The sequence below is a fragment of the Paraliobacillus sp. PM-2 genome (genome assembly GCF_001368815.1).
Taxonomy (GTDB): Bacteria; Bacillota; Bacilli; order Bacillales; family Amphibacillaceae; genus Paraliobacillus.
Map to the genome: position 1 here is coordinate 422,917 of NZ_CTEI01000001.1, position 25,704 is coordinate 448,620.

Here is a 25,704-nt window from a genome sequence, read left to right on the forward strand (position 1 = left end):
ACAGCACGAGACCGAAGATCCACTTGGTAAAGTGAATTTCTTTACCAAGTTAGCTTCGGCCGTGCCCGCGGAAAGCGAGTGTATTTCCCCTGCGGTTTAGGTACAAGCATTGCTTATAATAAACTTTTTATAAAAGAGATGGTGGAGCGAGAACCACACCACCACATTTGACAGAGAACCAAAAGGAATAGTCGGTTTTACACTGCTATTTTTTTATATATAAACTACTTTCACTTAAGGGGGATAATGAAATGGAGCATGTGAAGCAAAACGATTTAGAACTATTTAAAGCAATGGAGCAGGAAAGGCAGCGTCAACACGATAAAATTGAGCTTATTGCCTCAGAAAATTTTGTATCAGAAACTGTAATGGAAGCGCAAGGGTCTGTATTAACAAATAAATATGCAGAAGGTTACCCAGGTCGCCGTTATTATGGGGGATGTGAATATGTTGATATTGCTGAAAACTTAGCCAGAGATCGAGCAAAACAATTATTTGGTGCAGCGCATGCTAATGTGCAGCCGCATTCAGGTGCACAGGCGAATATGGCAGTATATTTTACAATTTTAGAACCTGGGGATACTGTGTTGGGAATGGACTTAAGCCATGGTGGTCATTTAACGCATGGAAGCCCAGTCAATTTTAGTGGAACATTGTATAATTTTGAAGCATATGGTGTCGATAAAGAAACAGAACAAATTGACTATGATGCAGTTTTGAAAAAAGCAAAAGAAGTAAAACCAAAACTAATTGTAGCTGGTGCAAGTGCATATTCAAGAACAATTGATTTTGAAGCATTCCGCAAAATTGCTGATGAAGTAGGCGCTTATTTTATGGTAGACATGGCGCATATCGCAGGATTAGTTGCTGCTGGATTGCATCCTGATCCGGTTCCGCATGCTCATTTCGTTACAACAACTACACATAAAACATTGCGTGGCCCTCGTGGTGGAATGATTTTATGTAAAGAAGAATTTGCAAAACAAATCGATAAATCCGTTTTTCCTGGTATTCAAGGTGGCCCACTTATGCATGTAATTGCTGCCAAAGCAGTAGCCTTTAAAGAAGCCTTAGACGTTAATTTTAAAGATTATGCAAAACAAATTATTGCTAATGCAAAACGTTTCTCTGAAGCGTTAAATAAAGAAGGCATTCGTTTGGTTTCTGGTGGCACAGACAATCACTTACTTTTACTTGATGTTCGTGACCTTGATTTAACTGGAAAAGATGCAGAAAAAGCTTTAGATGATGTTGGTATCACAACCAATAAAAATACCATTCCTTTTGATCCTGAAAGTCCATTCGTAACCAGTGGAATTCGTGTTGGTACAGCGGCAGTGACTACACGCGGATTTGGTTTAACAGAAATGGATGAAGTAGCCTCTATTATTGCTGCTACACTAAAAAATTATCAAGATAAAGACAAATTAGAAGAAGTGAAAGCGCGCGTAAAAGCATTAGCAGATAAATTCCCGCTTTATCAGCGTTAAGTAATTAATAGGTAAATCCCTTGTCATTTGAGCTGGCAAGGGATTTTGTCGAGCGATAAACGAATGATGCTGCTTATTCTCTCTTGTAAAACAAAGGAATGGTAAGGAACCGTCATGGGCAATATATCTTGTGATAAGTGCTAGAGCTAATCCAATGTCTTTGCTTGAAGCAACCTCTGTTTCTTTAAAATTTTTAAGGATGTAAAAAAACAATAAGGAGTGATCGGAATTGGGTAATGTATTTGTACTAGACCATCCACTTATTCAACACAAACTAACCTATATTCGTAACAAAGAAACTGGTACGAAGGAATTTCGTGAACTAGTTGATGAAGTTTCTGGATTAATGGCATTTGAAATTACACGTGATCTACCCCTAGAAGAGAAAACAATTGAAACCCCTGTTACAACTGCGGTAGCAAAAACATTAAGTGGTAAAAAAATCGGCTTAGTACCTATATTGAGAGCTGGTTTAGGAATGGTTGATGGTATATTACGTTTAATTCCAGCGGCGAAAGTTGGACATGTTGGTCTATATCGTGATCCTGAAACACTTCAGCCAGTCGAATATTATATTAAACTCCCTTCTGATATTGAGGAACGCGAATTAATCGTTATTGACCCAATGCTTGCGACTGGTGGATCAGCAAATGATGCAATTGCTTCATTAAAAAAACGTGGAGCAACCAATATTAAATTAATGTGTTTAATTGCAGCGCCAGAAGGTGTAGAATTGATTAAGAAAAATCATCCAGATGTTGATATTTATTTGGCTGGCCTAGATGAAAAGTTAAATGAAAAAAGTTATATCGTTCCTGGTTTAGGTGACGCTGGCGATCGTTTATTTGGAACAAAATAAAAAAAGTATGAAAAAGCGTTACAGTTGCTGTAGCGTTTTTTTGTAGAAGATTTAGTAGTGGGGAATGGAAAGGTGTGAAGCAATTGTCAAAGCGTATAAAGGTAATGACTATTTTTGGTACAAGGCCAGAAGCAATAAAAATGGCGCCACTTGTATTAGAACTAAAAAAAAGATCAGAAACGTTTGAACCGATCGTTACAGTAACAGCACAACATCGAGAAATGCTTGATCAAGTCCTTGACATATTCGGTATAACACCAGATTTTGATTTGAACATTATGAAAGAGCGACAAACATTAGCTCAGATCACCACAAGAGCCCTTGAAGGATTAGATACAGTAATGAAAGAAACAGCTCCTGATATTGTATTAGTACATGGCGATACGACAACTACTTTTGCTGCTTCACTTGCAGCATACTATAATCAAATTGCTGTTGGACATGTTGAGGCAGGATTACGTACATGGAATAAATACTCTCCATATCCTGAAGAAATGAATCGTCAATTAACTGGAATCATGGCTGATCTTCATTTTGCTCCAACTGAAAAAGCAAAACAAAACTTAATGCAAGAAAACAAATTAGAAGAAACCATATATGTAACAGGAAATACAGCAATTGACGCATTAAAAACGACAGTTAATTCAGCATATACAAGTGAGATCTTACAAGCATTTTCAGATAAAAGACTAGTCCTTATGACAGCACATCGTCGGGAAAATCTTGGCCGAAATATGTATCAAATGTTTCGTGCGATACGTAGGTTGGTTGATCAACATCAGGATATTCATGTTGTCTATCCTGTTCACTTAAATCCAGTTGTGAAAGAAGCGGCACAAACGGTGTTAGGAAACCATGACCGTATTAATCTGATTGATCCATTAGGAGTTGTTGATTTTCATAATTTTGCCTCACGTGCGCAATTAATTTTAACCGATTCTGGTGGTGTCCAAGAGGAAGCACCATCTTTAGGTGTTCCTGTACTCGTTCTAAGAGATACAACCGAGCGTCCTGAAGGGATAGAAGCGGGTACATTGAAATTGGCCGGAACAGAAGAAGAAGCTATTTTCAAACTAGCCGATGAATTATTAAGTGATGATCACATGCATCAGCAAATGGCCCAAGCTGCCAATCCTTACGGAGATGGGCAAGCAAGTGCACGCATTGCCGACGCCATTATTACTTATTTTAATAACTAAACTATTTCACTTGAGCAGCGGTATAAAGATGTAATTATATCAAAATTAACCACCTTTCTGTGCTAGTAAGATCAAGATAAGAAGGATCCTCAAAAAAGCAGGATTCTTCTTTTATTTATGCAAAATGTGATGATGCTAATATATTGCATAGGATGATCTGTAAACCTCCATAATAAAATGTAAAACTTTTTCAATGGATGTTCTAAGATAAAAAAGGAGATTAATCTTATGCGCTATACGCCCCATGTTATCCTCATTGCAATGTTTCTGTTTATTTCACCAACAATACTAAAAGCAAAGTCACCAATCGAAGAGACTCAAATGATTATAGAAGTAGACGGTGACCCTTATCAGCAAAAGCAATATATTGAAACATACTATCCAACGATTGAAGTTGTAGAAGTGTTCCACACGCTATTTCAAGGACTTGCCATCAGAGCAAAAGATCATCAACTAAAACAATTAGCCAATGAAACGTTTATTAGAAACGATTATCCAGTAAGAACGTATCGAACAGCAATCAATCAAAGTGTACCTTTTTTATTAAAAAATGAAACCAATCAAGTAACCCAAACGTATACAGGAAAAGGTGTGAAAATCGGTGTGATTGATACAGGGATTGATTATAATCATCCTGATCTCCAAGCCAATTATCATGGTGGATTTGATTTAGTTGATCTGGATGATGATCCAATGGAGACCCTGATAACACAAGGTCAGCCTACGATTCATGGCACACATGTTGCTGGCATTATTGCTGCAAATGGAAAGATGAAAGGGATGGCGCCAAATGCTTCCCTATATAGCTATCGCGCGCTAGGACCTGGTGGTGCAGGTACATCCATCCAAGTCATTGCAGCGTTAGAAAAGGCAGTAAACGATGGCATGGATATTGTAAACATGTCATTAGGTAATTCGGTCAATGGTCCAGATTGGCCAACAAGTATTGCCGTAAACCGAGCGGTTGAAGAGGGAGTTTCTGTTGTTATAGCAAATGGGAATTCAGGTCCTGCAAATTGGACGGTGGGTTCACCAGCAACAGCAACAAATGCCATCGCAGTAGGAGCATCTACCCCTTTATTACAAACCGCCGCTATTGTTGATCGTTTTGAAAAAAAAGAAATTCCCTTAACCGCAATAGCTGGATCAAGCAATTGGAAGATACAACGAGATTATCCGTTAGTAGATGGTGGGATTGGAGAAGAAAATCTGGCTCATATAGCTGGAAAAATTGTTTTAATGCAACGAGGAAAACTTACTTTCACTGAAAAAGTCAAAAAAGCAGAAGCAGCTGGTGCAGTGGGTGTAATTATCTATAATAATGAAAAGGGAATGTTTAAGGCTGCTATTCAAGCAGAAAGCGCAATTCCAGCAGTAACTGTATCGAAAGAAGATGGAGAATGGTTAAAAAAACAAGCACAAAAAGATCCCTATTGGGTGCATTCGGTTTATCATCAACAGCAAGATCAAATGACAGATTTTAGTTCAAGAGGTCCTGTAACAGCTAATTGGTCAATTAAACCTGAAATTGTGGCTCCGGGTGCAAATATAGTAAGTACTGTTCCTAATAGCGGCTATCAATCTTTACAAGGAACAAGTATGGCGGCACCGCATATAGCGGGTGCGCTTGCTTTATTGAAAGAAGCACATCCGAATTGGACACCGGTGCAATTAAAAGGGGCACTTTTAACCCAAGCAATGCCACTAAAAGACGAAGGAGTATTGTATGATCCGATCGAGCAAGGGATGGGACGTATGCAATTAAATGAAGCGATAGCGACGGATACCATCCTGTATAGCTCGCTACTGTCATTTGGGAAAATGGAAGATGGGAAAAAACGTGTAACCACACAGATTGAAGTGGAAAATGTATCACAACAAACGAATCAATTTCGATTTGATATACCAAAGCAACAACAAGGTTTGCGTTGGTATATGCCGAAAACATTTTCAGTAAAGCCAGGCGAAAAGAAATCGATCCCCATTGAACTATCTATTGATACCAACCGCCTTTCTGCAGGCATCCATCAAGGATGGTTACAACTATCTAATCAAAAGGAACGTTTTCAACTACCATATCTGTTTATTAATCAAACAGCTGCATATCCGAAAGCGATGGGATTAGAATTAGAAGCGGATCCATTTCAATCGAAAGAATACACGTATCGTCTTTACCTCCCAGAAGATGCAACAGAGGTGAAAGTAGATCTTTATGACCCTGATACACTTGTCTTTGTTCAAACATTAATGAAAAAAACGGATCAAACAAAAGGGGTATTAGAAGGAACGATCGCCAAAAAAGATCTACCTAAAGCAGGGGATTATATTGCAGATATTACCATTTCGAAGAATAAAAAAGATGTTTACGATGAACAAACGTTTATTCGGATAAAGTAAAGATAGATGTAAATCATATAGTAAACCTTCACTAAATAATCGAGGTATACTTGAAAAAATAGGACTTAAATAAGGATTGAGACAAAATTTATGAGATGATAGGATAAAGTGAATAAAAATTTTAAGCAAACTTCACAAAATTGTTGCTACCTTTATTAAGGATAATCTATTATAATAAAAGATAGACGTTTTATTGGAGTGAGCGTCAATTCCATGGTAATAGCTTGTTTTTTATGATTTGCTTTGCAAAGCAATTGACAGTAAGACTTCCCTATTGTAAGCTATTTTTTGTAGATTGTTTAGGCTTTCATGTGATGTTTGTCACTGATTTAGCTTTCGACTTATGATACTGGAAGAAGATGACTCCTTGTAACATTAGAGAAATACGAATAATAATCATTTTCGACCTCATCCATTTTGATTGTAGTAGATAGCTCAACTAGTAAGTGATGGTTATTGTGCGTGCCTTCCGTTTTATTAAAATTATTTTGGGGGATAAAAATTTATGTCAGATAAGTCCTTTCAGCGGATGATCAATCGCCAAAAAAAATGGATGTTGTATTACTTAGCATTACTTACTTTAGCAGCCTTGTTTACATCCTATCATAGTTTTTTTACTGGTTTACTGTTAGGTACAGCCTTAAGTTATTATAATTTATGGTTACTACAGCGCAAGATACAAAAATTTACGTATGCGATACAAAATAACCAGAAAATGTTTGGATTAGGAACTTTTTCCCGTTTTGCTTCTGCTGGTTTAGCGGTATTAATCGGATATGAGCTAGAAGCATATTTTGATATGACAGGGATTCTAATAGGATTAGCGACAATGTTTGTTGTCATAATCATAGATTTTGCAATTTATGCGAAACAAGAGGATGACAGATGGAAAAGAGGTGAAAGAAATGGAGCATGAGGAACCCATATATCATTTGTTTGGTATCTCTTGGCTTAGTTATAATGCATCAACTGTCTTAATGACGTTTATTGCATGTTTGATTGTATTTGTGCTAGCTGTTTGGGCAAGCCGAAAGTTAAGTATGCGTCCAACAGGCGCGCAGAATTTCATGGAGTGGATAGTTGATTTTGTAAAAGGAATAATTAGTGATTCAATGGATTGGCGCACTGGTAAAATGTTTTTACCACTTGGATTAACACTAATCACCTTTATCTTTATTAGTAATATTTTAGGGGTTATTGTGATGGTGGTATACCAGCATGACTTATGGTGGAAATCACCTACTTCAGATGCCAGCATTACGTTATCATTAGCGGCATTTGTTATTATTTTATCTAACTTCTATGGTATGAAGCTTAAAGGGTTTAAAAATTATGGAAAAGAGTTTGGTAAGCCAATACCTTTTATTTTTCCATTCAAAGTGATTGAAGAATTTACGAACACCATGACATTGGGTTTTCGTTTGTTTGGGAACATTTACGCTGGAGAAATTTTACTTTCTTTAATTACTAAAATGGCATTTATTTCAGCGCCACTTACCTTTATTCCAGCTTTAATCCCAATGATGGCTTGGCAAGGGTTTAGTCTCTTTATTGGTGGGATACAAGCATTTATTTTCACAATGTTAACAATGGTATATATGTCTCATAAAGTGGCAGATGACCATTAATATAATGTAAAAAACAAAAAATTTTACATATTTTAAAAGGAGGAGTTTTTAGATGGGAGCATTAGCAGCAGCAATAGCAGTAGGTTTGGCAGCACTAGGAGCAAGTATTGGTAACAGTTTGATTGTAAAAGGTACAGTTGAGGGGATTTCACGTCAACCAGAATTACGTGGGCCATTACAAACAGTTATGTTAATTGGTATCGCGTTAGTAGAGGCGATTCCTATCTTCGCTGTCGTAATTGCATTTATGGTAATGTAATTGATATCAACGAAAAGATAGAATGGCGAAGGTCGAGTCTAAAAGAATCTTCGCCATTGCTTTATTCATTTAAAGCATCTGTTATATATGTTATATGAAGGCTTTCACCATAAGACTTGGCGATGAGCCAAGTCTTAAATCTTAGAAGAACATGATAGTTCATACACAACACTTATGAATAGAGAAGTGGTTGAAAGGAGTGAAGATAGTGCAACCATTAGCTAGCTTTCTTATTGTAGGACTCGGCGGATTTCATGTTGGGAATATTTTCTTCGCCTTATTAAGCTTTGCGATTTTACTCGTTTTATTAAAGAAATACGCTTGGGGACCATTGATGAACAAAATGGAAGAGCGTGAAAATTATATCGCGAATGAACTAGATGTTGCGGAGAAGAACCGTGTTGATGCAGAAAAAGCTTCTAAAGAAGCAAATGAACAATTAATGCAAACACGTCAAGAAGCCCAAGACATTATTGATAACGCCAAAAAGGCTGGAGCAAAACAGGAACAAGCAATAATCGAAGCTGCACAAGTAGCTGCAGATAAAATAAAACAATCAGCTCAAGAAGAAATCAAGCAAGAAAAAGAAAGAGCTATCCAAGCACTACAAGAACAGGTCGCAAGTCTGTCTGTTCAAATTGCAACCAAAGTGATTGAGAAAGAAATTAACGCAGAAGATCAAGAACGATTAATTTCTGACTATATGAAACAGATAGGAGAAGAGTGATGAGTAAAGCATTGATTTCAAAACGCTACGCAGAAGCTCTTTTTCAACTAGCAGAGGAAAAACATATACTAGAAGCGATGGAATCTGAACTGATGATTGTGAAAGAAGTTTTTCAAAACAATCCAGATTTTATTCTGTTTTTAGATAATCCAGGTCTTGAAGGAAACGACAAAAAACAATTAATTGATCAAGCATTTACCGATTTTTCTACTGAAGTAGTGAATACGCTAAAACTATTAGTTGATCGTCACCATGAAGAAGTGGTAATAGATATGGTTGATGCGTTTATTAATTTATTTGATGAGGCACGTGGAATCAAGCAGGCGACTGTTTATTCCGTTCGAGAGCTCTCTGACGAAGAAAAAACACAATTAGCGAATGTATTTCAGGCAAAATTACATATTGCTAAATTAAAAATTAATAATGTTATTGAGCCAGACATTATTGGCGGTGTAAAGCTACGTATAGGAAACACCATTTATGATGGCTCAGTTAAAGGTAAATTAGAACAATTTGAAAAAAATATAGCAGTAACAAATTAATGACAGAATAGGGGTGAGTTGGCATGAGCATAAAAGCTGAAGAAATCAGTGCGCTGATCAAACAGCAAATTGAAAATTATCAAGCAGACATTGAAGTCAGTGATGTCGGTACGGTAATAGAAATCGGTGATGGTATCGCGCGAGCACACGGACTAGACAATGTTATGTCTGGAGAGCTTGTTGAATTTTCAAATGGTGTAATGGGGTTAGCCCAGAACTTAGAAGAAAGTAATGTCGGTATTGTTATCTTAGGCCCTTACACAGATATTCGTGAAGGTGACCAGGTAAAACGTACAGGTAGAATTATGGAAGTACCTGTAGGGGAAGAATTATTAGGACGCGTTGTCAATCCACTTGGCCAACCAATTGATGGGAAAGGTCCAGTAGAAACAACAAAAACACGTCCAATTGAAGCACCAGCACCTGGTGTAATGGATCGTAAATCTGTTCATGAACCACTACAAACAGGGATTAAAGCAATTGACGCCCTAGTTCCAATTGGTCGTGGCCAACGTGAATTGATCATCGGTGACCGTCAAACAGGTAAAACAACCGTTGCTGTAGATACCATTTTAAACCAAAAAGACGAAGATATGATTTGTATTTACGTTGCTATTGGACAAAAAGATTCAACGGTACGTGCTACAACAGAAGTTTTCCGTCGTTATGGAGCGCTAGATTATACAATCGTTGTTAGCGCAGGCGCATCCGAGCCAGCTCCATTACAATACTTAGCTCCATATGCTGGTGTCTCAATGGGTGAAGAATTTATGTATAATGGAAAACACGTGCTTGTTGTTTATGATGACTTAACTAAACAAGCGACAGCTTACCGTGAACTTTCCTTGCTATTAAAACGCCCACCTGGTCGTGAGGCATTCCCAGGGGATGTATTCTATTTACACTCCCGTTTATTAGAACGTGCAGCGAAATTAAGTGATGATAAAGGTGGCGGTTCTTTAACTGCTCTCCCATTTGTTGAAACACAAGCTGGGGATATCTCTGCTTATATTCCAACAAACGTTATTTCTATTACAGATGGTCAGATTTTCTTACAATCAGACTTATTCTTCTCTGGTGTTAGACCAGCGATTAACCCGGGTCTTTCCGTATCCCGTGTAGGTGGTTCAGCGCAAATTAAAGCAATGAAAAAAGTTGCAGGTACATTGCGTCTAGATCTAGCTTCGTATCGTGAGTTAGAATCATTTGCACAATTTGGTTCTGATTTAGATAAAGCAACACAAGCGAAACTAAATCGTGGAGCGCGCACAGTAGAAGTATTAAAACAAGGCTTACATAAGCCAATCGTTGTTGAAAAACAAGTAATGATCATTTATTCCTTAATTCATGGCTATCTAGATGATATTCCTGTTGATGATATTACACGTTTTGAAGCAGAGCTGTTCGACTTCTTAGATCTAAATTATACAGATCTGTTAAAAACGATTCGAGAAACAGGTAAGTTAGCAGAACAAGAAGAAATGAATAAAGCGATTGAAACATTTAAAAATGACTTCGTTGTTACACAATAAGTTTTTTTCAAAGATAACGAACGAGTAGATAGTGACCAGAAACCTTCGATGAAAGGAGGCTGACTTGTTGTGGCGTCATTGAGAGATATTCAAACACGTATTACATCAACAAAAAAGACAAAACAAATTACGAATGCCATGCAGATGGTATCTGCTTCGAAGTTAAATAAGGCGGAGCAAAATGCCGTTTCGTTTATACCTTATAGTGAGAAACTACAAGAAATTGTATCTCATATAGCAAATAGTGCAGATGAAGATGCACATCCAATGCTTGTGCATCGTGAAGTGAAAAAAACGGCTTATTTTGTTATTACATCTGATCGGGGATTAGCAGGGCCGTTTAATAGTGGAATACTTCGTAAAGTCTATCGGATGATTCAAGAGAAACATCAATCACCGGCTGAATATACGATCATTGTTGTTGGGCGAATCGGTCGTGATTTTTTCAAACAACGTAAAATGCCAATAGCAAATGAAATAATCGGCTTGTCTGATCAACCGGTATTCTCAGACATACAAGATTTAACTTATGAAACAGTACAACTGTTTATCGATGAAGAAATTGACGAATTGAATATCGTTTATAATCATTATCATAATGCCATTTCACAAGAGGTTATTTCAAAAAAAATACTGCCATTAACCGATGTTCATGAAAATAAGGAGCATGTGGCTGACAGTATGTATGAATTTGAACCAAGTGAAAAGGAAATTTTACAAACACTTTTGCCACAATATGCAGAAAGCTTAATTTATGGTGCATTACTTGACAGTAAAGCAAGTGAACATGCATCACGAATGACAGCGATGCGAAGTGCAACAGACAATGCAAACGAGTTAATTGATGATTTATCCTTACAATATAACAGAGCTCGTCAAGCTGCGATTACACAAGAGATCTCGGAAATTGTTGGTGGAGCAGCAGCGCAAGAATAATGAAAAAGTGTGTTAGGAGGGAAAATGGATGAGTAAAGGGCGCGTAACACAGATAATGGGACCTGTTATCGATGTTAAATTTGATGATGACCTCCCAGAATTATATAGTGCATTGTTAGTTTATCCAGAAGCAGATAATGCGGCAGCACTAACCCTTGAAGTGGCATTGCACTTGGGTGATGATACAGTACGTACCATTGCAATGTCATCCACAGAAGGAATTAGACGTGGTGCAGAAGTTGAAAATACAAGTGCACCAATTTCAGTACCAGTTGGTAACGAAACATTAGGTCGTGTATTTAATGTACTAGGTAAAGAAATCGATTTAGATGAAAAGTTAAGTGAAGGTGTTCGACGCGATCCAATTCACCGTCAATCACCCGATTTTGAACACTTAGCAACAGAGACAGAAATTTTAGAGACAGGTATTAAAGTAGTTGATTTATTAGCACCGTATATTAAAGGTGGTAAAATCGGCTTGTTCGGTGGTGCGGGTGTTGGTAAAACCGTACTTATTCAAGAATTGATTAACAACATCGCACAAGAGCACGGTGGTATCTCCGTATTTGCCGGTGTTGGTGAACGTACGCGTGAAGGTAATGACCTTTATTATGAAATGAAAGACTCAGGGGTTATTTCAAAAACAGCGATGGTATTCGGACAAATGAACGAGCCACCTGGTGCACGTATGCGTGTAGCATTAACTGGTCTTACCATGGCGGAATATTTCCGTGATGAACAAGGACAAGACGTGTTACTATTTATTGATAATATTTTCCGGTTTACGCAAGCAGGTCAAGAGATATCTGCCTTACTTGGTCGTATGCCATCAGCCGTTGGTTATCAACCAACATTGGCAACGGAAATGGGTCAATTACAAGAACGTATTACTTCAACAGACAAAGGTTCTGTTACATCTATTCAAGCCATTTATGTGCCAGCCGATGACTATACTGACCCGGCACCAGCAACAACATTTGCGCACTTAGATGCAACAACGAACTTAGACCGTAAACTTTCTGAACAAGGTATCTATCCAGCCGTAGATCCATTAGCATCTACATCACGTGCCCTTGACCCAGAAGTTGTAGGTGAAGACCATTATAATGTGGCGCGTAATGTCCAACAAACATTACAACGTTATAAAGAATTACAAGATATTATTGCTATCTTAGGAATGGATGAGCTTTCAGATGAAGATAAATTAACGGTAGCACGTGCTCGCCGTATTCAATTCTTCTTATCTCAGAATTTCCACGTTGCAGAACAATTTACTGGTCAGCCAGGTTCTTATGTGCCTGTTAAAGAAACAGTGCGTGGATTCAAGGAAATTTTAGATGGTAAATATGATGACCTTCCAGAAGATGCCTTCCGTTTGGTTGGAACGATTGAAGATGTTGTAGAAAAAGCAAAACAAATGGCGTAAAAGAAATGCCGAGGAGGGGTTTCATTGAAAACACTAACGGTGAGTGTTGTCACTCCTGATGGCCCTATTCTGGAAGATTCATTTGAAATGGTAAGCTGTAAAGCTGAAAGCGGAGAATTGGGAGTATTACCCAATCACATTCCGCTAGTTGCTCCGTTGGTTATTAGTGCTGTGCGTTTAAAACGTGCAGGAGATACTGTACGAGTAGCAATTAGTGGTGGCTTTATTGAAGTTAGTGATAATAAGGTAACGATTTTAGCTCAATCAGCAGAAAAGCCAGGCGATATTGATGTACAACGTGCACGAAAAGCAAAAGAGCGTGCCGAACGACGTCTAAAAGCGAAACAAGATGATATTGATTTCAGAAGGGCAGAGTATGCATTAAAACGTGCATTAAACCGTCTAGATGTTGTAGAAAAACGTTAAAAAACAAAAACTAGACACAAAAAAAGACTTTAATCCCAATTAGGAATTAAAGTCTTTTTTTATGGGACAGGAGGGATTGCCCCCCTGTCCCAAGAATTCCTTCGTTTAGTGTCACTATTTCCCGGGAAATAGCAAATAATAAGATAAAGGAGAGAAAAGCACATGCAAGAATTAGCAAAACAAGCGTTAATAAGCATGATTTCACATATCATTTTTATTATTATTACGTGGCAGATCATACAATCTGTTCGTTTAGATCCCATTTTTAAAAAAATGAGAACATTTGAAGCAAAACTACTGATTATTTTTGTAACCATTGCAATCGGTACAACAGTAAGTAACTTTTTCTTAGACTTGCTAAATTGGACAAATCAAATCACTTATTTGTTTTAATTCATTGATGTAATTGATTAGCGAATCTCTCTACGTATATTAATCTATCAAATCGTACATACTGTTGTTAAACACAGTAGGGGGAGATTCGCATGAAACAAAAAATTATGATTATTGTATGTTTAAGTTTGGGTTTATTAACCAATCAGTTGCAGGCTATAACTGAAAATAATAGATTAATAGAAGAACTGCAACAAATAGAACAGATCTTTGAAACAAACAATCAAAAACTTCAATATTTTCAATTGCAATTACGAGAAACAATTGAAAAAAACAAAATAGAACACTACATGACAAAGCTTAATCAAATCTTTGAAGATACGAATATGGACATAGAAGACACGAAACATGCTACAAAATACATATGGAACCGCCAGATAAATAGTAAAATGAACGAATCTATTATGATTGTTGAAGCAAAAAAGGCTTCAACAGCAGAAATAGTTTATGCGCTCGATGTAAATGAGGAATTACCAGTAGAAAAGTCGATTGCTAAAAGTCATGTCTATCATTTAACTGGAAACATTTTTACTAATGAAGTAACAAAATTCACTTGTGCAAAAACCGAAGTAAGTGATATGATAGATAGTGTTTATTTTTTTGAGAAAATAAAGAAAATCCTACAAGTTCAAGAGGTTCATCAATTGGACGAACAAGATTTTACTGTATTCTCTGGTTATACATCGTATTGGAAACGGTCTATACCCTCTGATCATAACAAAATGAACATTCAAATGGCAGCTCGTCAAGTGCCTGGTAAGAAAACAATCATTACAATAGGAACACCTATCCTAACGACTGAATATTAATAATATAGAAACTGGACTTTAGAGGAGAATGAACCTTGGAAAAAATCATCGTCCGCGGTGGCAGGAAGCTGCAAGGCACTGTGAAAGTAGAAGGTGCTAAGAACGCAGTCTTACCTGTTATTGCCGCAAGTATAATGGCAAGTAAGGGCAAAAGTGTACTTCATGATGTTCCAGCTTTAGCAGATGTGGTAACAATGCAAGAAGTATTACGTAATATGAATGCATCTATCCAAATGAATCATAATACAATCAACATTAATGCGGTAAAACCTTTAATTACGGAAGCTCCATTTGAATATGTTAGAAAAATGCGTGCCTCTGTTCTAGTTTTAGGACCAATGCTAGCACGATTTGGCCATGCGAAAGTAGCAATGCCTGGTGGCTGTGCAATTGGTTCAAGACCAATTGATTTGCATCTTAAAGGATTTGAAGCAATGGGTGCAAAAGTACACGTTGGAAATGGTTATGTAGAAGTATTTTCAGAAGGCAGACTAAAAGGTGGGAAAATCTATTTAGATGTTCCAAGTGTCGGTGCGACTGAAAATATTATGATGGCGGCCGCATTAGCAGATGGAAGAACATTGATTGAAAATGCTGCAAAAGAGCCGGAAATTGTTGATCTAGCTAACTTCTTAAACAAAATGGGTGCAAAAGTTGTCGGTGCAGGTACAGAAATCATTAAAATTGAAGGGGCTAAACAATTACAAGGTGTGGAGCATACCATTATTCCAGACCGAATTGAAGCGGGAACATTTATGGTCGCTGCAGCAATCACTGGTGGAAACGTATTAGTGAAAGGTGCAGAAAAAGAACATATGCGTTCTTTAATATCTAAATTGGAAGAAATGGGTGTACAAATCAAGCAAGAAGAAGACGGTCTTCGTGTCATTGGTCCAAAGAAATTACATCCAATAGACTTGAAAACATTACCACACCCTGGTTTTCCAACAGATATGCAATCACAAATGATGGCACTAATGTTAAATGCGAATGGAACAAGTGTCATTACAGAAACTGTTTTCGAAAATCGCTTTATGCATGTGGAAGAATTTCGTCGAATGAATGCAAAGGTCAAAATTGAAGGACGTAGTGTCATTGTAGAAGGACCCGTTGCTCTTCAAGGAGCTGAAGTAGCAGCAACCGATTTACGTGCAGGAGCTGCATTAATTCTAGCTGGACTAAATGCTGAAGGTTATACAAGAGTAACCGAATTGAAGCACATTGATCGCGGTTATGTCGATATTACTGGAAAATTAGCTAATTTAGGCGCTAACATCGAGCGTGTGAATGATACAGAAGAAATAATCGTTGATACAGCACAAGAGCAAAAATTATCTGCACTATAAAATTAAAAGAAGCATGCCTTCCTATACGAAGGCATGCTTTTTTCTATGTTTAAAAACATGTATGTGATGAAAAGATTCTCAGTACATACGTCTAAGGCCACAAGATGCTGAGCGAAGGAAATAGGCGAGACTCCTCGAAAATAAAGGTGCTATTTTCTTCGTGCGATGCATCGCTGCCGAAGCGTTCCTTGTCTTGCAGGAACAGCACGAGTCCGAAGATCCACTTGGTAAAGTGTTTTTCTTTACCAAGTTAGCTGAGGCCGTGCCCGCGGAAAGCGATCGTCTGTAACTGGAGTGAATGCGCAAATAATACATATACTTAATGATCATACTTATTATGTCTAATACTTAAAAACATACCGTCTGGGGTTAGTTTTTCAGCAGCTTCGAACAGCACAAGCTGAAGATCCACTTGGTAAAGCATAGATGTTAGAATAAGAACGTCACGTCGTGTGACAACGTCTAACTGACCCACGTCATGTGGGCCCGAAGCCGTGCCTGCGGAAAGCAAGTCTATTTCCTTTGCGGTACAAGCATTATTCTCTTCTACCTTGTACAACACAAATTTTTACGAAAGTACCTAGTTCACACTATAAATGTTGTAACCTATTGATAATAGAAAGCCTAAGGAAATAATACTTTCTCCATCAACTAATTTTGCTTTGCATCGAAAAACATGAAACGAAAACAATAGATAATTCGTAAGAGTAGTAATGTCAAAAAATTATATTGTTAAAAGGAGGGCATTCATCAGATGAAAAAACACACACGTAAAATATTCATGGTCATTTTATTCGGCGTTTCATTGTTCGTGGTGGGTTGTTCTACTTCTGAAGACAGTAATATGAAAGTGATAGAAACCGTATTAACCAACACCTTCACAGGGCCGAGTGGAGAGCTAGCTGACATTTACAAAAACGCTGAGGAAGGTAATGACACATTAGACATTAAAGCGAGACAATCGTATTACCAAGATCATTTTAAACCGTATTTTACAGTAGATTATTATGAGACGGTAATAAAAACAGGTGTAGTATCGGTATTTCATGAAAAGGCTTATCGTAATGATGTGCAAATGGAAGTGAAAGAAATAAATATTGAGCAAAATGAACATGCAGATACTTCATATGATTTCACAGTTAATGTACAAATCGATCAAAAAGAAAAAGATGTAACCGGAAGGCTCGGTATCCATGCAGACGGTGAAATTTTTAAAATAATGTATCACAATGGTTATGACTTGGTACAGACGATGAAAGAAGAATAATTAAATTTGTTTTTGTCCTACATCCTATATTGGTGACATTTCCTTATTTTTAATTCACCTCCTCACAAAACCTTCCTTTTTTGCATATAAATAATTATTTTCGTTCTACTATTCTCTTATTTTGTATAAAGTATTTAGTAGAGAATATTTGTATCTGTATAAAAGGAGGAACGCTATGCACCCCTATCACAAACGAAAAGCCGGATCAAACTGGAAAAAAAGATTAATCTTTGGCTTTTCGGTATTAATGGCAGTCATTCTAATCATTCCAGCCCTTATTGTTGTCCCAAAAATATTGTACACATCGGAACAACAGACAGCAGTTGACAAGCAAAATAAAACAGAGAGTGAAAGTCAAGTGACATTAAAAGCTGAAGATTCAGCTTTTTCCGTTGACGTAATGCGAACGGCGTCGAATAAAAGCGAAACGGTATTATTAGAAGATTATGTGACAAGAGTAGTAGCTTCTGAAATGCCAGCAGACTTTGAGATAGAGGCATTAAAGGCACAAGCATTAGCAGCACGTACCTATATCGTTAATTACTTAGCACATGCTGGAGAAGATGAACAAGTGACAGATACTGTTCAACACCAGGTATATAAAAATGACCAACAACTACAGCAGATATGGGGAAATGATTACAATTGGAAAATGAAAAAAATAAAACAGGCGGTCGCTGAAACAGTAGGAGAAATACTTACCTATGATGGCGAGCCAATTACACCAACATTCTTTTCTACAAGTAATGGCTATACGGAGAACTCAGAAGACTTTTGGCAAAATGCCCTGCCTTATTTAAAAAGTGTCGCAAGCCCTTGGGATGAAGATTCACCTAAATTTCTCGATCAAAAAACAATTTCAATAAATGAAGTGGAGCAAGTACTTGCTGTTTCTCTTCCGAAAGACAATATCAAATTCCCAACCACTAGAACAGAAAGTAATCGAGTGAAAACAATCGATATTGGTGGAAAAACATTTACAGGAAGAGAGATTCGAGAGAAATTAAAGCTACGATCAACAGATTTTAAGATATCGAAAAAAAATGATTATCTCATTTTTACAACAAAAGGATATGGGCACGGTGTTGGCATGAGTCAATATGGTGCTAACGGAATGGCTAAAGAAGGAAAGTCATATAAGGAAATCGTAAATCATTATTATCAGGGCATATCCATACAAACGATAGAAGATGCCGCACCAACACTAATGGTCCAAAAATAAGTGAGCAAATAAACAATTTAATTATTTTTTACATTTGATGTATATATATCATCTCATTTGATCAGAATGGTTGCTGAGGTGATGTGAAAATGAAAGAAGATAATCGCAACGTTTCAAAACTAAAATGGAAACGTATCTTAGAGAAAAAGTGGTTTTTTCCAGCAGTATATTTATCTGTTGCAGCACTAATGCTAGCTGGCGTATTGTGGTACCAAAACTTAAATAACCAAATTCCAGAGGCAACAGATCAACAAACAGAAGAAGGGTTAAATGGAAGTACTGACAACCCATTAGATTTTGACCAAGACTCAGACCCAGTTGTTAACCCATCAGAAGTAGTTAAGATGCCTATACCAAGTGACGCGCAGACTGAAATTGTTACAAACTTTTATGATTACGACAAAACACCAGAAGAGCAAGCCCAAGCACTCGTTCTATACAACAATAAATATTATCAAAGTAAAGGTATAGATATTGCTTCAACAACAGAAAAGACATTTCCAGTAGTTGCGTCTTTAAGTGGTACAGTAACAGAGGTCAGAGAAGATCCAATGCTAGGATTTGTAGTAGAAATGGAACATGATAATGGTGTAACTACCCATTATGCAAGTTTGAAAGATATCCAAATAGAGTCAGGTAAGCAACTGAAACAAGGTGAAGAACTTGGCTTAGCTGGAAAGAATAACTTTGGTCAATCGAGCGGAACCCATGTACACTTTGAAATTCGTAAAGATGGCGAAGCAGTTGATCCAGAACAATTTATGAATCAATCTGTAGCAGATATTCAATTATCTGATGCCGATGAAGCTGAAGTAAATTCAAATGAACAAGTAGAAGAAGAATCTTCTATTCAAACAGATGAACCTAGTAATCAAGAACAATCTGAAACAACCGAAGATCGTCAATCATCAAGAGCAACAACCAATACATGATGAAAAAAGAGTATCCAATTTGGATGCTCTTTTTTATTACTTAAAAAATGTGAAGGCATCACTTTTATCAGACAATGCAGTCATAGAATGAGGAAAAAGATGAAATGGAAAAGGATACTGGTTTCGTATGAATTGTAGTGTCGCCGATTTTTGACTTCGAGTGGCTTTATCGATCACTGTAACTAAAAAAGATAGTATAAGTGTCCGATAAGAATATATCGACCAATCGAGCAAGGAAATATAGCATGCGTGCATGATAAATAGATTTTAGCAACCATTCGCATTAGAAACATAACTTTCCATAAATAATTTGAGATATGAAGATAGTACATTAAATCTATAGCATGTTATCAAAACAAAGTGTAATATGGAAGTATAAAAGTCAAATGAACAGAATTATTAGTAAGAAAACAAGGGCTAATCTTCATCTTTTCACTTTTCTAAGAAAATGTCGAACGAAAATGTAATTTAGGACTTGAAAGAATTGTAATTTATGTCATAATAAATACTATGGTTTATTTTGGAAGGAGGAACATTGTGCGTAAAGATATCTCTTTCCCTGAACAAAACATAAAAGACTATCAAGATTTGCGATTAGATCAATTTATTCAAATCCTTTCGATCAAATATGATGAAAAGGTAGTCATTGAATTAGCGAAAGATTTTTGTCTTCAAATGGATAATGAAGAAGATTTGCGCGTAGGCATGGAATTTCTGTATATACACGGTTACTATCATGAATTGGATAAGCTGATTGAAAAAAATAAAAAAAGTCAGAATCTATTGAACCGAAAATGGGCAGAAATTTTCAAACTAACCATGGCAAGAGTGCACCGAAAACTACCACACGATGAAATCCTGCAACGACTAAATAGATTCGAAATAGAAGATAATGATTCCCAATGTTTATTACTTATAAATAAATTAAATATTTATTTTGATCTGTATCAATATGGAGCATTAGGTAATATATTGGGTGATTTACAACATCAGATACAACAAGTCAATAATCCCCTACTAGCTTACTTATATAATTATTGTTTAGAACTTCTATTGTTTGTCTTTTATTGGAAGAGAAATGCCTTGCTTTTATCTCGCAAATATGGATTTCGTGTACTAAACAAAGTTTTCAATAAAAAGGTGAAGGCGCATTTACATCTTAATTTGAGTTTAACGTATATCTTTGACGATTTTGAATCTAGCATGCATCATTTAAAAGAAGCTAGAAAAATCGCAGAAAAGTTTCAGGAGAATAGGTTACTTCACATGATAGACAATCAGAATTATCCGTTTATTTGTGCGCATTTTAATCGTACAGAGGGTGTCGTTTCTGATAATGTCAGTGAACAAGCACACTTAGAAATTGCACGTGGTAATTTAAAGAAGGCACAAGCATTATTATCAGGTATAACTGAGGTTACTCCATTTACAAAGTATTATCTTGGACGAGCTCATCAAGACAGAAAGTACTTCATTAACGCTTATAATGATTTTATAGAAAAACAAAGTGATCATTTCTTTGCTCGTTTACCTTTGTTAGAAATGAAGGATGACTAGCCTCGGTTAAAATAAGTATGTTGTTGAGGAGGTGAAGAGATTTGCGTAAAAAGTGGATAGGATTAGTCCTAACGTTTGTCTTGCTTACATCTACACAACCTGTTTTAACTGACACGACCCCAACAGATGATGGGAAAGTAATTGATAATACACCTGAGTTGATGTACGACCCGGGCCAAGGAGATACAGGCTCGTGATTAACGTCCCCCTATATATAGGGGGGCTTTTTTTTTAGACATAAGCATTCCCTATGCCCCAAATTATGAAACGTTTCACTACCTAACACTACATCGATTTCAACGCATTTTGCCATTTCTGTTCATAATCAACGATCATCATTAATAAACTGATACAAACCAATCAAGAAGTCTAAGGTCCTATATAGTACCTTTTTTACTAATTAGACTAGCTTATTTCAATGTTTATCCTCCTATTATTACATAACACGGACTATCATGTCTCATAACACCTTGGACAGACAACATGAGGAGGCTAGTGATGTGCATGATTATATTAAAGAACGAACGCTTCGAATCGGAAATTATATTTTGGAAACAAGAAAAACGGTTCGGGTCATAGCAAAAGAATTTGGTGTTTCAAAAAGTACCGTCCATAAAGACTTAACAGAACGATTACCAATTATAAATCCAGAGTTAGCCATGCAAGTGAAAAATATTTTGGATCACCACAAAGCAATTAGACACTTGAGAGGCGGTGAAGCAACAAAGTTAAAGTATATTCAATCAACGAAAAAGACAGAATCAACCCTTCAATCACTACAATGACACAAGAGGTCCTCCCTTATGTTCATAATATAGCTAGTAAAAGTAGGTATGAACCACGGCAGATCAAGCAATAATAACCAAACAAAAAAATATCATCTCAAAAAAATAATTAACGAAACTTCTAATTTTGTGATATGATATATAATTAGAAGTAATGTGTACATTTATACAAAAAACAATACAAAAAACGTGAACAATGAAGTAGGGAGGATCTTAATCATGTTTTCTAGGGATATTGGAATTGACCTTGGAACAGCAAATGTTCTAATACATGTGAAAGGAAAAGGCATTGTCTTAGATGAACCATCTGTTGTAGCTATGGATCGTTCTACTGGACGTGTACTTGAAGTAGGCGATGCAGCTAGGAAAATGGTAGGTAGAACACCAGGGAATATAGAAGCAATTCGCCCATTAAAAGACGGTGTTATTGCAGATTTTGACGTAACAGAAGCAATGTTAAAATACTTTATCAATAAAATTAATGTGCGCGGTTTCTTTTCTAAACCTAGAATGTTAATCTGCTGTCCAACAAATATTACAAAAGTAGAACAGAAAGCCATTAAAGAAGCTGCAGAAAAATCAGGTGGAAAAAAAGTCTACCTCGAAGAAGAACCGAAAGTTGCAGCAATTGGTGCAGGCATGGATATTTTTCAACCAAGTGGGAATATGGTGGTTGACATTGGTGGTGGGACCACAGATGTTGCCGTATTATCCATGGGAGATATTGTGACAGCACAGTCGATTAAAATGGCAGGAGATAAGTTCGATGTTGAGATATTAAATTTTGTTAAACGCAAATACAAATTATTAATTGGTGAACGAACTGCTGAAGATATTAAAGTGCATGTTGCAACTGTTTTTAAAGGCGCTAGAGAAGAATCAATTGATATACGTGGGCGTGATATGGTAACAGGCTTACCTCGCACCATAACCATTCATTCCGGTGAGATTGAAGAGGCATTACGTGAATCTGTTGGATTAATTATCCAAGCAGCGAAAACAGTACTTGAACAAACACCACCAGAATTATCAGCAGATATTATAGATCGTGGCGTTATTTTAACTGGCGGAGGCGCTTTACTACACGGCATGGATCAATTATTAGCAGAAGAATTAAAAGTACCAGTACTTTTAGCAGAAGAACCAATGAACTGTGTAGCAAAAGGGACTGGCATCATGCTAGAAAACATTGACAAAGTAGAAAAAAGAAAAATTGTTTAATACAAAGAATTGAATAGTGGTCGAATGTCTAAATTGCAAATTTTGTAGAAGTTCCGGTTCTTATACATATTGCTCACGTTTTTTGTTATATAAATTAAAATGGAAGATAAACCGGTAAAGCATGCATAAAGAAAGGAGGCCTTCCCCCTATGTTAAGAGGATATTACACAGCAGCGAGTGGAATGATGACACAGCAACGTAGACAAGATGTATTATCAAATAATATTGCAAATGCACAAACACCAGGTTATAAACAAGATCAAACAACTGTGCGTGCTTTCCCAGAACTACTCATTCAACGCATGGGTAATAAGGAAATGCCAACAATGAACGGTGGATTGGATGTTCCAGATCAACAAACAATCGGATCGATACATACAGGTGTTTATGTCCAAGAGACAATTCCTGACTTTGAACAGGGCGCAATGAAAAAGACAGGACTAACAACAGATATGGCACTTGTAAATGGGGCGTTACCTGACCAAACAGGTGGAATATTTTTCACCGTACAAGATAATGATGGGAATATTCGATATACACGTAATGGTAATTTCACTGTTGATGGGGAAGGTTTTTTAACCACTAGTGAAGGTCTTTATCTCCTAGATGAAAATGGTGATCCAATGGAGACAGATGGACAATCCTTTAACGTTACGGATGAAGGAATGATACAGGTAGGAAACGAAACGGTACCGATTGGAATTGCATATAGTGCAAATGTTAATGATTTAGTTAAAGACGGAGAAGGATTGTTTGCCTTAGATGAAGCTGGTGCAACGTTAGGCAATGCGCGAGAAAATCTCAATGTTTCCTTTACTGTACAACAGAAATATTTAGAATCATCAAATGTAAATACTGTGCAAACAATGACAGATATGATGCAAGCATATCGTATGTTTGAAACAAATCAAAAGGTATTACAAGCTTATGATCAAAGTATGGATAAAGCAGTCAATCAAATTGCTCGTTTGACATAATCCTAGCGATAGGGAGAGATTAGAAAATGAATCGAATGGCTGTACAAGCAGCAGTAACGATGGGGCAATTACAACATAAATTGGATGTTGTAAGTCACAATGTTGCTAATGTAGATACAACTGGTTATAAATCACGTGCTGCTCAATTTTCATCTTTGTTAACACAACAAATCGATAACCTTAGTGATGAACAAGCAAATGCACTTGGCCGCTTAACACCTGATGGCATTCGTTTAGGATCAGGTGCAAAAGTAGGTCAAACGCAAATCAATTTAGCATTAGGATCGATTAAAGAAACAGACAGAGGCCTTGATATCGCGTTGTTGGAAGACAATCACCTACTTCAGGTAGATGTGACAGAGAATGGTGTAACAGAACGCCGATTTACGCGAGACGGAACGTTGTATCTTAACAAAATCAATGATGGAGAAGTCATGTTAACGAATGCAGAAGGACATCCAATGGTTGGACAAAATGGTGCCATTGTCTTAGCAGCAGGTATGGAAGATGTTTCAATTAGTGAAAATGGTTTTGTTCAAGTTACAAGAAACGGCCAAACAGCTGTAGAAGGACAATTAGAGCTAGTAGAGGCAATCCGCCCGCAATTTCTTGAAGCCGCTGGTGATAATCAGTTTCGCTTACCAGATGTAACAGAAACGGCTTATAATGAAGCGGATATTATTCAAGAGGTAGCCTTTGCGGATGTCGCTTTACAGAATGGTGCTATAGAGACATCCAATGTTGATTTAACCAGTCAAATGACAGAAATGCTTCAGACACAACGAGCGTATCAGTTTAATGCACGAACAATCTCCATGCATGATCAGATGAGAGGATTAGTTAATCGATTACGCTAGTTTACTATAACGATAACAAGTTTAAGGAGTTACCAAGTCATGGAACCAACACAATCAAATGAAACAAATGAAAAAAACGTAGTAAAGCAGGAGCAAACAGAAGACATTCAAAACAGAAGAAGAAAGAAACAACGTGAAAAGAAAAAGCAGGACAAAAGACCTGTGCGACGGGTCTTTCCCATTTGGCTTCGCATCGTTGTTGTCTTTATCTTTAGTTTCTTAGCGTTAATCATTGGATTAGTCGTTGGTTACAGTGTTCTTGGTGATGGTGCGCCAATGGAAGTATTAGAACTTGATACATGGCAGCACATCATTGATATAGTTACTGGTGGAAGTTAATCATAGGACTAATCTATGATTGACTTTTTCTATTGTAAAGGAAGCAACACAAATGCATGAGTAGATTAAAGAAGAAAAACGAAAGCTATTTACTAAAAATGAACTAGACAGGAGTGTATTTCATGTTAGATATTCAGCAAATTAAAGAAACCATCCCACATCGTTACCCATTTTTATTGGTTGATGAAATCGTAGAATTAGATGGAGAAAAACGAGTAGTGGCAAAGAAAAATGTTACTGTAAACGAACCTTTCTTTCAAGGACATTTCCCTGATTATCCAGTCATGCCAGGCGTGCTAATTGTTGAAGCTTTAGCACAAACAGGTGCTGTAGCTATACTAAGCAAAGAAGAAAATAAAGGAAAGATTGGTTTTCTTGCGGGTATTGATAAATGTCGATTTAAAAGACAAGTAAAACCAGGCGACCAACTGCGTTTAGAAGTGGAAATCACTCGACTAAAAGGGCCAGTTGGGAAAGGAAAAGCAATAGCGACAGTTGATGGAGAACTAGCATGTGAAGCGGAAATCATGTTTGCCATAAAATAAGCCCAATAGTATGAGTCCCCTATCTTTAGCTAA

General features: G+C 36.9%; 28 protein-coding genes. 27 read left to right on the plus strand and 1 reads right to left on the minus strand.

What is annotated here, in order from left to right:
• Window positions 1-251 precede the first annotated feature (251 nt).
• The 16 genes from glyA (at window position 252) to murA (ending at window position 15,969) form a co-directional block, all read left to right on the plus strand.
• On the plus strand, window positions 252-1,490 hold the full coding sequence (glyA, locus tag BN1058_RS01920) for a serine hydroxymethyltransferase (protein ID WP_090852082.1): 1,239 nt from the start codon (window positions 252-254) through the stop codon (window positions 1,488-1,490).
• A gap of 229 nt (window positions 1,491-1,719) precedes the next feature.
• Entirely contained in the window at window positions 1,720-2,349 is a 630-nt protein-coding gene (gene upp, locus BN1058_RS01925) for a uracil phosphoribosyltransferase (RefSeq protein ID WP_090852086.1), read from the plus strand.
• An 83-nt stretch (window positions 2,350-2,432) separates the two neighbouring features.
• The gene (wecB, locus tag BN1058_RS01930) at window positions 2,433-3,548 is read left to right on the plus strand and encodes a non-hydrolyzing UDP-N-acetylglucosamine 2-epimerase (RefSeq protein WP_090852089.1); all 1,116 of its coding nucleotides are present in this window, start codon (window positions 2,433-2,435) and stop codon (window positions 3,546-3,548) included.
• Window positions 3,549-3,776: 228 nt separating this feature from the next.
• The gene (locus BN1058_RS01935) at window positions 3,777-5,945 is read left to right on the plus strand and encodes a S8 family serine peptidase (RefSeq protein WP_090852093.1); all 2,169 of its coding nucleotides are present in this window, start codon (window positions 3,777-3,779) and stop codon (window positions 5,943-5,945) included.
• Between the two features lie 505 nt (window positions 5,946-6,450).
• On the plus strand, window positions 6,451-6,861 hold the full coding sequence (locus tag BN1058_RS01940; protein WP_090852095.1) for an ATP synthase subunit I: 411 nt from the start codon (window positions 6,451-6,453) through the stop codon (window positions 6,859-6,861).
• On the plus strand, window positions 6,851-7,573 hold the full coding sequence (gene atpB / locus BN1058_RS01945; RefSeq protein ID WP_090852098.1) for a F0F1 ATP synthase subunit A: 723 nt from the start codon (window positions 6,851-6,853) through the stop codon (window positions 7,571-7,573). Before BN1058_RS01940 ends, atpB begins: the two co-directional genes overlap by 11 nt.
• Before the next feature lie 52 nt (window positions 7,574-7,625).
• On the plus strand, window positions 7,626-7,832 hold the full coding sequence (gene atpE / locus BN1058_RS01950) for a F0F1 ATP synthase subunit C (protein ID WP_090852101.1): 207 nt from the start codon (window positions 7,626-7,628) through the stop codon (window positions 7,830-7,832).
• A gap of 208 nt (window positions 7,833-8,040) precedes the next feature.
• The gene (gene atpF, locus BN1058_RS01955; protein ID WP_090852104.1) at window positions 8,041-8,559 is read left to right on the plus strand and encodes a F0F1 ATP synthase subunit B; all 519 of its coding nucleotides are present in this window, start codon (window positions 8,041-8,043) and stop codon (window positions 8,557-8,559) included.
• Complete coding sequence (locus BN1058_RS01960; RefSeq protein ID WP_090852107.1) at window positions 8,559-9,101, plus strand: F0F1 ATP synthase subunit delta; 543 nt, start codon at window positions 8,559-8,561, stop codon at window positions 9,099-9,101. Before atpF ends, BN1058_RS01960 begins: the two co-directional genes overlap by 1 nt.
• 23 nt (window positions 9,102-9,124) lie before the next feature.
• Complete coding sequence (gene atpA, locus BN1058_RS01965; protein ID WP_090852111.1) at window positions 9,125-10,633, plus strand: F0F1 ATP synthase subunit alpha; 1,509 nt, start codon at window positions 9,125-9,127, stop codon at window positions 10,631-10,633.
• Window positions 10,634-10,702: 69 nt separating this feature from the next.
• Window positions 10,703-11,569, plus strand: coding sequence for an ATP synthase F1 subunit gamma (gene atpG, locus BN1058_RS01970; protein WP_090852114.1), 867 nt, complete (start codon window positions 10,703-10,705; stop codon window positions 11,567-11,569).
• Window positions 11,570-11,597: 28 nt separating this feature from the next.
• Window positions 11,598-12,995, plus strand: coding sequence for a F0F1 ATP synthase subunit beta (gene atpD, locus BN1058_RS01975; protein WP_090852117.1), 1,398 nt, complete (start codon window positions 11,598-11,600; stop codon window positions 12,993-12,995).
• Between the two features lie 24 nt (window positions 12,996-13,019).
• Window positions 13,020-13,421, plus strand: a complete 402-nt coding sequence (locus tag BN1058_RS01980) for a F0F1 ATP synthase subunit epsilon (protein WP_090852120.1) — start codon at window positions 13,020-13,022, stop codon at window positions 13,419-13,421.
• A gap of 162 nt (window positions 13,422-13,583) precedes the next feature.
• Window positions 13,584-13,814 carry a DUF1146 family protein gene (locus BN1058_RS01985; RefSeq protein ID WP_090852124.1) on the plus strand — a complete coding sequence of 77 codons (231 nt, stop codon included), beginning with the start codon at window positions 13,584-13,586 and terminating at the stop codon, window positions 13,812-13,814.
• Between the two features lie 92 nt (window positions 13,815-13,906).
• Complete coding sequence (locus BN1058_RS01990) at window positions 13,907-14,623, plus strand: YwmB family TATA-box binding protein (protein WP_090852128.1); 717 nt, start codon at window positions 13,907-13,909, stop codon at window positions 14,621-14,623.
• 35 nt (window positions 14,624-14,658) lie between these two features.
• Window positions 14,659-15,969, plus strand: coding sequence for a UDP-N-acetylglucosamine 1-carboxyvinyltransferase (gene murA / locus BN1058_RS01995; RefSeq protein ID WP_090852131.1), 1,311 nt, complete (start codon window positions 14,659-14,661; stop codon window positions 15,967-15,969).
• 319 nt (window positions 15,970-16,288) lie between these two features.
• Here murA and BN1058_RS02000 read toward each other — a convergent pair whose 3' ends face one another.
• Window positions 16,289-16,480 carry a hypothetical protein gene (locus BN1058_RS02000; RefSeq protein ID WP_090852134.1) on the minus strand — a complete coding sequence of 64 codons (192 nt, stop codon included), beginning with the start codon at window positions 16,478-16,480 and terminating at the stop codon, window positions 16,289-16,291.
• A gap of 243 nt (window positions 16,481-16,723) precedes the next feature.
• Here BN1058_RS02000 and BN1058_RS02005 point away from each other — a divergent pair, with 243 nt between their 5' ends.
• The 11 genes from BN1058_RS02005 to fabZ all read left to right on the plus strand — a co-directional run bounded on the left by BN1058_RS02005 (window position 16,724) and on the right by fabZ (window position 25,671).
• A complete protein-coding gene (locus BN1058_RS02005; RefSeq protein ID WP_090852137.1) occupies window positions 16,724-17,236 on the plus strand; it encodes a hypothetical protein in 513 nt (170 codons plus the stop codon).
• Window positions 17,237-17,411: 175 nt separating this feature from the next.
• Window positions 17,412-18,458 (plus strand): stage II sporulation protein D, encoded by a 1,047-nt coding sequence (gene spoIID / locus BN1058_RS02010; protein ID WP_090852141.1) that lies wholly within the window; start codon window positions 17,412-17,414, stop codon window positions 18,456-18,458.
• A gap of 89 nt (window positions 18,459-18,547) precedes the next feature.
• Entirely contained in the window at window positions 18,548-19,390 is an 843-nt protein-coding gene (locus BN1058_RS02015; RefSeq protein WP_090852144.1) for a M23 family metallopeptidase, read from the plus strand.
• Window positions 19,391-19,927: 537 nt separating this feature from the next.
• The gene (locus tag BN1058_RS02020) at window positions 19,928-20,947 is read left to right on the plus strand and encodes an AimR family lysis-lysogeny pheromone receptor (protein WP_090852147.1); all 1,020 of its coding nucleotides are present in this window, start codon (window positions 19,928-19,930) and stop codon (window positions 20,945-20,947) included.
• A gap of 41 nt (window positions 20,948-20,988) precedes the next feature.
• Window positions 20,989-21,144 (plus strand): hypothetical protein, encoded by a 156-nt coding sequence (locus tag BN1058_RS14260; RefSeq protein WP_176694418.1) that lies wholly within the window; start codon window positions 20,989-20,991, stop codon window positions 21,142-21,144.
• A 303-nt stretch (window positions 21,145-21,447) separates the two neighbouring features.
• The gene (gene spoIIID / locus BN1058_RS02025; protein ID WP_255306949.1) at window positions 21,448-21,732 is read left to right on the plus strand and encodes a sporulation transcriptional regulator SpoIIID; all 285 of its coding nucleotides are present in this window, start codon (window positions 21,448-21,450) and stop codon (window positions 21,730-21,732) included.
• 219 nt (window positions 21,733-21,951) lie between these two features.
• Window positions 21,952-22,953, plus strand: a complete 1,002-nt coding sequence (locus tag BN1058_RS02030; protein WP_090852152.1) for a rod shape-determining protein — start codon at window positions 21,952-21,954, stop codon at window positions 22,951-22,953.
• Window positions 22,954-23,102: 149 nt separating this feature from the next.
• Window positions 23,103-23,930: a flagellar hook-basal body protein gene (locus tag BN1058_RS02035; protein WP_090852155.1), complete on the plus strand. Its 828-nt coding sequence runs from the start codon at window positions 23,103-23,105 to the stop codon at window positions 23,928-23,930.
• Window positions 23,931-23,956: 26 nt separating this feature from the next.
• Window positions 23,957-24,787, plus strand: coding sequence for a flagellar hook-basal body protein (locus BN1058_RS02040; protein WP_090852158.1), 831 nt, complete (start codon window positions 23,957-23,959; stop codon window positions 24,785-24,787).
• Window positions 24,788-24,826: 39 nt separating this feature from the next.
• The gene (locus BN1058_RS02045; protein ID WP_090852160.1) at window positions 24,827-25,126 is read left to right on the plus strand and encodes a DNA-directed RNA polymerase subunit beta; all 300 of its coding nucleotides are present in this window, start codon (window positions 24,827-24,829) and stop codon (window positions 25,124-25,126) included.
• 122 nt (window positions 25,127-25,248) lie between these two features.
• A complete protein-coding gene (fabZ, locus tag BN1058_RS02050) occupies window positions 25,249-25,671 on the plus strand; it encodes a 3-hydroxyacyl-ACP dehydratase FabZ (RefSeq protein ID WP_090852163.1) in 423 nt (140 codons plus the stop codon).
• Window positions 25,672-25,704 lie beyond the last annotated feature (33 nt).